Raw genomic sequence first — 8,935 nt, 5'->3', positions numbered from 1 at the left:
CAATAAATAACTGAATAAGCAATCATGTTCCAACGCATCATACCTCTCATAAAATTCTTCATCCTCTTACTTATCTTTTTTATTATCCAGAAGCCCATATTCATGGAGTATCATGCTGGAATCTATTCCGAGCTAAACTTGAAGACTATTGCAGCTGTCATCCAAGCAGGGTTACCCATGGATATTACCATGGCTTGTTATTTTTTAGTAATACCTACTATACTTGGTTTTATCTCCATCTTTTGGATTAGTAAATCTCTACTAACTATACTTAAATGTTATTCATTATTTATTAGTACTATAATAGCTCTTTTATTTATTATTGATTTACAATTGTACAGCTATTGGGGATTTAGATTGGATACTACTCCTTTGTTTTACTTCGTATCTTCACCCCGGAGTGCTATGGCTAGTATCACTTTACCTGAGTATATTCTAGGATTAATTGGAATTCCTTCTATTATAGCTATTCTATACTTCTGTATCACTAAGGCTGTGTTAAAACCTAAATATTGGCTCACTACAAATTCGCTTAAAATTAAAAGTACGCTTCTTCTTTGCATAAGCCTTGGCCTAATTTTCTTAGGGATCCGTGGCGGCTGGACAGTCTCTACAATGAATCTGAGTAGGGTCTATTTTAGTACCGATGAAAAACTAAACCAAGCTGCCATAAATCCTATTTTTAGCTTAATGGAGTCGAGTATGAAAGAGCAAAACTTTTCCAAGCAATTCCAATATTTCTCAAAAGAAAAAGCTAACAACTTAGTAGATAGTCTCAATCATAGAGTATCAGATGAAATCGAAACGAGAAATCTATTAAAAATCACCCAACCTAATATTTATTTAGTACTTCTTGAAAGCTTTTCTGTTCCTCTTATGGAAACTAAAGTAGAAGGAAAAACGATTACTCCACACTTAAATGCCATAGCCGACTCTTCTATTTATTTTACCCAGTTTTATGCAAATAGCTTTCGTACAGATAGAGGACTTATATCCATATTGAGTGGCTTTCCCTCACAGCCCAATACGAGTGTGATGAAATATACTCGTAAAACTCAAAAATTACCAAGTATTTCCTCTACATTGAAGAATGCAGGATATGATTTAAGCTATTTTTATGGGGGAGATATTAATTTTACGAATCTCAATGCTTATCTAAAAGGAGCTGGATTTGAATATATAGTATCAGACAAAGATTTCCCTATTCAACAAAAACTAAGCAAATGGGGTGTACATGATGAATTTGTTTTTGACAAAGCCATAGAATATTTAAAAGTCAGGAGGCAAGAAAAACCTCATTTCTCTATTATTCAAACATCGAGTAGTCACGAACCCTTTGAAGTGCCAATTCATCAATTTGAAAGTAATAAAGCAAATGCTTTTGCCTATACAGATAAATGCCTTTCTAATTTTATAGAAAATTTAAAAACAATTGGAGAATGGGAAAATAGCCTCATCATTTTAATCCCTGATCATCAAGGAGCATTTCCAGAAAACTTGTCTAACAATTCACTAGACCGTTATCACATTCCTCTCATATGGACTGGTGGTGCCATATCCAAACCTGATACCATACACACCATAGGTTCACAAATAGATTTAGCTGCAACTCTTTTAGCTCAACTACAATTACCTCACCAAGATTTCAACTATAGCAAAAACCTGCTAGACAGTAATGCTATGCATTATGGTTATTTTTCGTTTCCTGAGTTTGCAGGACTATGGACAAAAGAGGGAGGAGTTATTCTCAACTTAAAGTCGGCACAAGTCCAAAGCATAGGGGAAAAAGAAGAGCCTTTTCTATCTCAGCTCAAAGCATACATACAAAAAGTTTATTTAGATATGGATGCTCTCTAAATAAAGTGTTTTTACATATTCAAGAATAAATATTGACAACGATATATCTTTCGTTAGATTAATGAATTTCAATAGTTTTAGACCAACATCTATTCAACATCTCAATTTATGACTCTTCCTTTATTTCCTTTCAATATAGGTTAATAATAGAACACTTTACTTCCTCATTGATTATGAGCTACATAATGGTTTAAAAGCAGAATAAGCATTCCTATCGCATAAAATAATGAAAACATATTGTAGAAATACTTATTTGGAATCCTTTTATTTCCTTAAATTTAGACACATCTTATTTCTCACTAAAATCAAGAAAGAGGCATTAGTTCTAAACAGTATATTGCATTTATAAAAATATCAACAAATAAGAGATGCTATTTTACGATTTTATTATATCAGAGATTAGATAAAACACAATTAAAAAAACAAATACTACTTATACCAGATAAGTCATGCTACTTAGAAAAGATTTTTGCATGTGGTTAGTCAACACGCTACAGCATCAGAACTTAACATATAAAGAGATACAAACAAGGTGGATGAATTCACCCTTGAACAACGAAAAAAAAGAGATACCTCAACGTTCTTTTACAAGATATTGCAGATATGCAGAAAGTCTTTTTGACATTGAAATAAAATGCGCAAGAACAAAAGGTTTTCGATATGTATTATCAGGAGACGAAAATGATAGCCCACTAAAAGAAATACATCAATGGCTATTAAGTGCTCATAAAATTACAAGTTTGACGGAGCGAATAAAGAATAATAAAAATGTAGTGGTAGAAGCTCCTCCTACTGGATATGAACACCTAAACATCATTTTCGATGCGATAGATAATTCTCAAGGACTAAAGATACATTATCAGTCACACCATAGTAATAAACCAAAAGACTACATTATTGCTCCTAGCTTTGTTAGGCTATTTAAACAGAGATGGTATGTTATTGGAGAGGAATTAAAAAAGAAACAACCTTATACTTTTGCTTTAGAAAGGATTCATGATATTGAATTAACTCAAACTAAATATTTCATTTCAGATGAAAACAGTGAAATGCTTAATCTAAAAAATTATTATGAACATTGTTTTGGTATCACTCGTGTAGGCAAACCTATTCGCATTCAGTTTAGAGCCTACTCTCCTCAAAATTTGTATATACAAGATGTGCCAATACACTCTTCACAAAGTATATTACAAAAAACAGCCAAATATACAGATTTTGAAATTTATGTAAGACCCACTTTCGACTTAATACAAGAGCTACTAAGTAATCGAGAAATGTTGGAAATACTTGGACCAAAGAACTTTAGAGATGAAATAAAATCGACTATACAGAGTATGCTTAATTTGTATCAAGATTGAAACAGAATAACCACAACAATAGAGCCTGTCTTAAAACTAAATAAGACAAGCTCTATTGTTTCTAAATGCGAAAAACACATCGAAAAAAGGTTACTTATCCGTTTTTAGTTATAAAATTAAGGTTTCATCTTGACACCGACATCGTAATGCTTTGACACCGACATGTCACTCTTTTGACCCTGATCAATCACTCTCACGATACCAACCTTTTTTCTATGTATTGTTATGCTAACTAAGGTTTTAAAATGATTTTATTAATTTCTTAAAATCACAATATATCATAAGCACCCTTAGATAAGAAATTCACACCTTGAGAAACTTCTTTACTGGGAATTATCTCCACTAAATCCTCATTCCTTACACCTGTTTCAACAGGAGTTAGTATAAAAGAATATCCGTTTTCTACTTTTTTATTCAATTTCAGGATATAATCAACACCATCTTTTGATATAAGTGCTTCATAGGGTACACTCAAATACTCTTTCGCTTTTACTATAATACTGGCATGTACTATCATCCCTACAATTAGCTGAGTTTTTGTTTTATCTGTGAGAACAGCTTGAACCGATATGGTTCTCTCACTTCCATTTAAAGACTTTCCTATTTTATGCACAGTTGCTCGAAACATCATTTCAGGAGCTTGAGGAATAGTAAAAGAAAGCTCTTGCCCATCATAAATATCAAATATATCCTTTTCATATACAGATAATAAAATAACTTTCTCTTTGGGGTTAATAATTTCTGCAACTAAGTCTGATTTTGATACAGGCTGCCCCTTCGTAACATAAACTTTGGTTATATCACCACTTATTGATGCGTATATATGAATAGATTTATTAATATTGCCACTATTAATACTTTCTACATTTGCATTGAGCTGAGAAAGCAATTGCTTTAAACTTAAAACACTTGCTTTTGCTACTTTATAATTACTTTCGGCTTCAAGAAATTTTTTCTTAGATACTATATTTTCAGCGAAAAGTGTTTTCTGACGAATATATTCAGACTCTAAAAAGTCTAACTGAGAACAATACTCTAAGTAATCTTTTTGCAGTTGTAGGAATTCCGGACTATCTAAGGTAAAAAGAAGTTGTCCTGCTCGTACTGATTCGCCCTCCTGAACATAGATATCTTTGATATAACCATCGACAAGGGTACTTACTATCGCCTTATATTGAGGTGGTACATCTACTATTCCACTAAGGGGTATTACCTTTTCAAATCGATGCATTCCTACAGTATCTACAGCCATATTCATTAATTCAAACTGAGCATTTGTAACAAGTACTGTATCTGAGTTTTCGGGTTCTTCTACTTGAGGAGCTTTGCTTGCTTTATTACCACAAGCAGCTAAACTTATTCCTAGTAATATATAGAGTAATCTTTTCATCATTATTCGTTATAATCAAAGTAATATAATTCTAAACAAGCTTTATTATAGGCTAAAACACTTTCTAAGTACTGGACTTCAATATCTGTGGCATTTTCAATACTCTGGATAAATTGAAAATAATCTATTTCACCCCCTTTATAACTGCCTTCTGCTGTTTTTATTATTTCACTAGAAAGTCTCTTTCCTTGATTTTCATAATAGCTAATGTTCTCTTGAAGTTGTGAGATATCACTCCGTTTTTGGAGAATATATTTATCCATTTTTATCTGTTTACTTTCTCTTTCATAGTTCCAGCTTTGTTGGGCAAATTTAGCTTTCTTCCTTTTTGCAATATTACTATTAAACACTAAAGGAATTCCTATTCCTATCTGAAAACCATTCATCCTTTTATCCAAAGAAGGATTAGTTCCAGTAAACAACTCAATAGTAAAGCTAGGTATCCAACTTTGAGATTGGAGACTTAACTCTTTTTTTAGTGAGTGACTTACTCGGTTTAAATATTCCTCTTTCCAATATTTACCTCCTACTTCATCTCTAAATTGAAAGACTTGAAGATCTTTACATTGAATAATTAAAGGTTCATCGATTTGTACCATAGCTGCTAACTGTTCATAAGTAGAACGCTTTTCTGCTTGAACTTGCTTTAGTTGCAGCGCTATTTGTTTGGTCTTTGATTCTGTCGTAAGTTTTTCTAAATAATTTGCCTCCCCTAGTTCAAACTTTCTGGTACCAGCCTGAGCAAACGAAGCGTATAAGCTATCTAGCCGTTGAAATAAAACCTCCTTATTTTGTAAAAAGACAATTCTATCATAAATCTTAGATATGGATAGAGAAACATCATTTAATACTATCTGATGTAAAGCATTTTGTTCCATCCACTTAGATTTATTCAATCCTCTTTGTGTGGCATAAAGAGAAGGAAACTGAAATTCTTGCTCTATACCCCATACTCTTAATGCTCTATCATTAGCTGCAAGATTATTAGCATCATAGCTATAATACACATTGGTTTTACCCAAATCCCAAGCCGTATGCACATTCGCCTTATATGAAGCAACATTGGCCTCACTAGAACGAATCGATTTATTATGTTGTATTGCCTTTTCTATAAGTTCGTCTAATTCATCATTAGGCACTTGCCCTATCACGATAGTAGGGCATAGACATAGCAATACCAGAATTATATTATTTTTCATTACTCGACAAATTTTTATCAAACACTTTGAATAAAACAGGTAATACTACCATCGTTAACAATGCAGCAGTAAACAAACCTCCAATTACAACGGTAGCTAGTGGCCTCTGCACTTCTGCTCCTGCAGAAGCGGATACAGCCATTGGCAAAAACCCTAATGCTGCTGATGCTGCAGTAAGAAATACAGGACGTAAACGATCAACTGTACCTTTCAAGATAATCTCATCAATATCTTTCATACCCTTCATCTTAAGATCTTTCAAATGTTCTACTAGCACAATACCATTTAGCACTGCAATACCAAATAAAGCAATAAAACCAACCCCAGCTGAAATACTAAAAGGCATACCACGCAACCAAAGTAAGAATACACCACCAACAGCAGAAAGAGGTACAGCCGTAAGAACAAGTAATGCTTCTTTCAAGCTATGAAAAGCAAAATACAAGAGGATAAAGATTAACCCTAATGCAATGGGAACAACAAGTTTTAATCGGGACATAGCATTCTGCATATTTTCAAATTGTCCTCCGTAGGATATGGTATAACCAGGAGGTAGATCAACTGTACTTTCAATAATGGGCTGGATATCATCTACCACACTTTGCATATCTCTATGACGAACATTAATACCAATAACAATCCTTCTTTTCGTATCATCTCTTGAAATCATAGCAGGCCCTTCTGTGTATTGTACCGATGCTACTTCTCGGAGAGGAATCTGTCCACCATTAGGCAATGGAATATATAAATTACGAAGAGCTTCAATATCACTCCTATCTTCTTTATCTAATCTGACAACTAAATCAAACCGCTTTTCTCCTTCAAATACTACACCTGCATGAGCACCAGCAAAAGCTAGTGAGATAATATTATTTACACTTTTTATATCTAGACCATATTGTGCTATTCGATTTCGATCGTAATTTACACTCATCTGAGGCAGTCCATCTACTTTTTCTATTACTATATCAGCTGCTCCAGGAACATGAGATATAGCAGCTTTAATTTCTTCGGCTTTTTGAGACAAGAGATTCAAGTCTTCTCCAAAAACCTTAATTGCTATGTCTGAACGCACACCCGATATCAATTCATTGAAACGCATCTCAATGGGTTGACTAAATTCAATCTCTAGGATATTAGGTATAACTGCTAGGGCTTCTTTTATATTTTCAGCCAATTCTTCTTTTGTATTTACAGTTTTCCACTGCTTTTTAGGCTTTAATCGTACAATAATATCTGTCTCTTCCATTGACATAGGATCAGTTGGTACTTCTGCTGCACCAATACGAGTTACAACTTGATCCACCTCTGGAAATTGATCTAGCAGTATTTGTTCTACTTTTGTTGTGATCTTAATCGTTTTGGAAAGAGATGTACCTGTCTTCAAAACAGGCTGAATAACAAAGTCTCCTTCATCGAGTTGAGGAATAAACTCTCCTCCCATTCTTGAATAGATAAACGCTGTAAGTCCTACCAACACAACTGCTCCACCAATAACTATTTTAGTGTGATGAATAGCCCATTTTATAACAGGTAAATAAGTTTTCTTTGTGAAGTTCAAGATCTGAGCAGTAATAGATTGTGGGTTTAGCTCTTGAGGCTTCAAGAATAATGCAGACATTACGGGCACATAGGTTAAACAAAGAATAATAGCTCCTATTATTGCAAAGCTAAAAGTTAATGCCATGGGTCGGAACATCTTTCCCTCTACAGAAGTTAAGGATAGGATAGGCACGAATACTATTAAGATAATTAACTGACCGAAGATAGCAGAGTTCATCATCTTTGAAGAGCTCTCAAAAGTTATTTCATCTATTTTCTGTTTGCGTTCTAGCTTATTAGGTATTGCTGCCAAGACAGCAGAATTATGTGTAATCTTCGTTGCCACAAACTCAACTATAATAACAGCTCCATCAATAATAATACCAAAGTCTATTGCCCCCAAGCTCATCAAGTTTGCATCAATACCAAAAATATTCATCAGAGATAGAGCAAACAGCAGACAAAGGGGAATAATTGAAGCTACAACAAAACCAGATCGAAGATTTCCCAGCAGCAGTACCACTACAAATATGACAATCAAACAACCTAAAATTAAGTTTTCAGCTACGGTTGTAGTAGTTTTCGCTACTAATTCACTACGTTCTAGAAATCCATTAATATAAACACCCTCAGGCAGTGTTTTTTGAATTTCATCAATACGTGTTTTGACATCTGTAATTACCTGCTTAGAATCGGCTCCTTTCAACATCATAATTTGTCCTAGAACCTTTTCTCCTTCGCCATTCCCTGTAATAGCTCCAAAACGATTGGCACTACCAAATCGAACATCAGCAACATCTCGAATAAAAACTGGAATATTATTCTCATTCTTGATTACAGTATTCTCAATATCAGATAAACTAGTTATCTTACCCTCACCACGAATAAAATAACTTTGATTTGTCTTTTCAATATAAGCACCTCCAGCAACATTATTATTGTTTTCGAGTGCATTCAGTACATCAGTAGTAGTAATACTCATTGCTTTCATCCGAGGCATGTCAATAGCAACCTCATATTGCTTCAAATAACCACCCCAAGTATTTATTTCCACAACTCCTTTTATGCCTGAGAGTTGCCTTTTAACAATCCAATCTTGAATTGTACGCAAGTCTGTTACACTATACTGTCCTTTATACTCTGGTTTTACCTCTAATGTATACTGATAAATCTCACCTAGCCCAGTACTTATGGGTCCCATCTCTGGCTCACCAAAACCTTCTGGAATTTGAGCCGCAGCCGCACTGAGTTTTTCTGAAATTAACTGTCTGGGTAAGTAAGTTCCTAATGACTCCTCAAAAACAATCGTAACAACAGATAAACCAAACTTAGAAACAGAACGGATTTCTTTCACTCCAGGGAGATTAGCCATTTCCATTTCTATAGGATAGGTAATGAATTGCTCAATATCTTCTGTAGCTAAGTTTTGTGATGTAGTAATTACTTGTACCTGATTATTAGTAATATCAGGTACTGCTCCAATCGGTATATGGAATATGGAGTAAATACCATACGCCATCAAAACAAGCGTTAATAATAGAACAATTAATTTATATCTTAAGCTTAGACGAATAATCTTCTCTAACATC

General features: G+C 33.9%; 5 protein-coding genes. 2 read left to right on the top strand and 3 right to left on the bottom strand.

The annotated features are described in order from the left end of the window. Positions 1-102: 102 nt before the first annotated feature. Positions 103-1,857 (top strand): LTA synthase family protein, encoded by a 1,755-nt coding sequence (locus tag K8V80_RS07565; RefSeq protein WP_276776665.1) that lies wholly within the window; start codon positions 103-105, stop codon positions 1,855-1,857. Between the two features lie 473 nt (positions 1,858-2,330). Next, the gene (locus K8V80_RS07560) at positions 2,331-3,215 is read left to right on the top strand and encodes a WYL domain-containing protein (RefSeq protein WP_276776663.1); all 885 of its coding nucleotides are present in this window, start codon (positions 2,331-2,333) and stop codon (positions 3,213-3,215) included. Positions 3,216-3,483: 268 nt separating this feature from the next. On the opposite strand, the gene K8V80_RS07555 is transcribed toward K8V80_RS07560, so the two are convergent. Genes K8V80_RS07555 through K8V80_RS07545 form a run of 3 tightly spaced genes read right to left on the bottom strand, consistent with a single transcriptional unit; the run spans position 3,484 to position 8,934 of the window. Then, positions 3,484-4,608 carry an efflux RND transporter periplasmic adaptor subunit gene (locus tag K8V80_RS07555; protein ID WP_006743557.1) on the bottom strand — a complete coding sequence of 375 codons (1,125 nt, stop codon included), beginning with the start codon at positions 4,606-4,608 and terminating at the stop codon, positions 3,484-3,486. After that, entirely contained in the window at positions 4,608-5,804 is a 1,197-nt protein-coding gene (locus K8V80_RS07550) for a TolC family protein (protein ID WP_276776660.1), read from the bottom strand. The genes K8V80_RS07555 and K8V80_RS07550 overlap by 1 nt, the downstream gene beginning before the upstream one ends. Next, the gene (locus K8V80_RS07545) at positions 5,794-8,934 is read right to left on the bottom strand and encodes an efflux RND transporter permease subunit (protein WP_276776657.1); all 3,141 of its coding nucleotides are present in this window, start codon (positions 8,932-8,934) and stop codon (positions 5,794-5,796) included. The genes K8V80_RS07550 and K8V80_RS07545 overlap by 11 nt, the downstream gene beginning before the upstream one ends. Position 8,935: the final 1 nt, after the last annotated feature.

It is taken from the genome of Bacteroides coprosuis (genome assembly GCF_020741705.1).
GTDB lineage: Bacteria > Bacteroidota > Bacteroidia > Bacteroidales > Bacteroidaceae > Bacteroides_E > Bacteroides_E coprosuis.
Note: the sequence above shows the minus strand (reverse complement) of the source record. Positions and strands in the feature narration are given on the sequence as shown.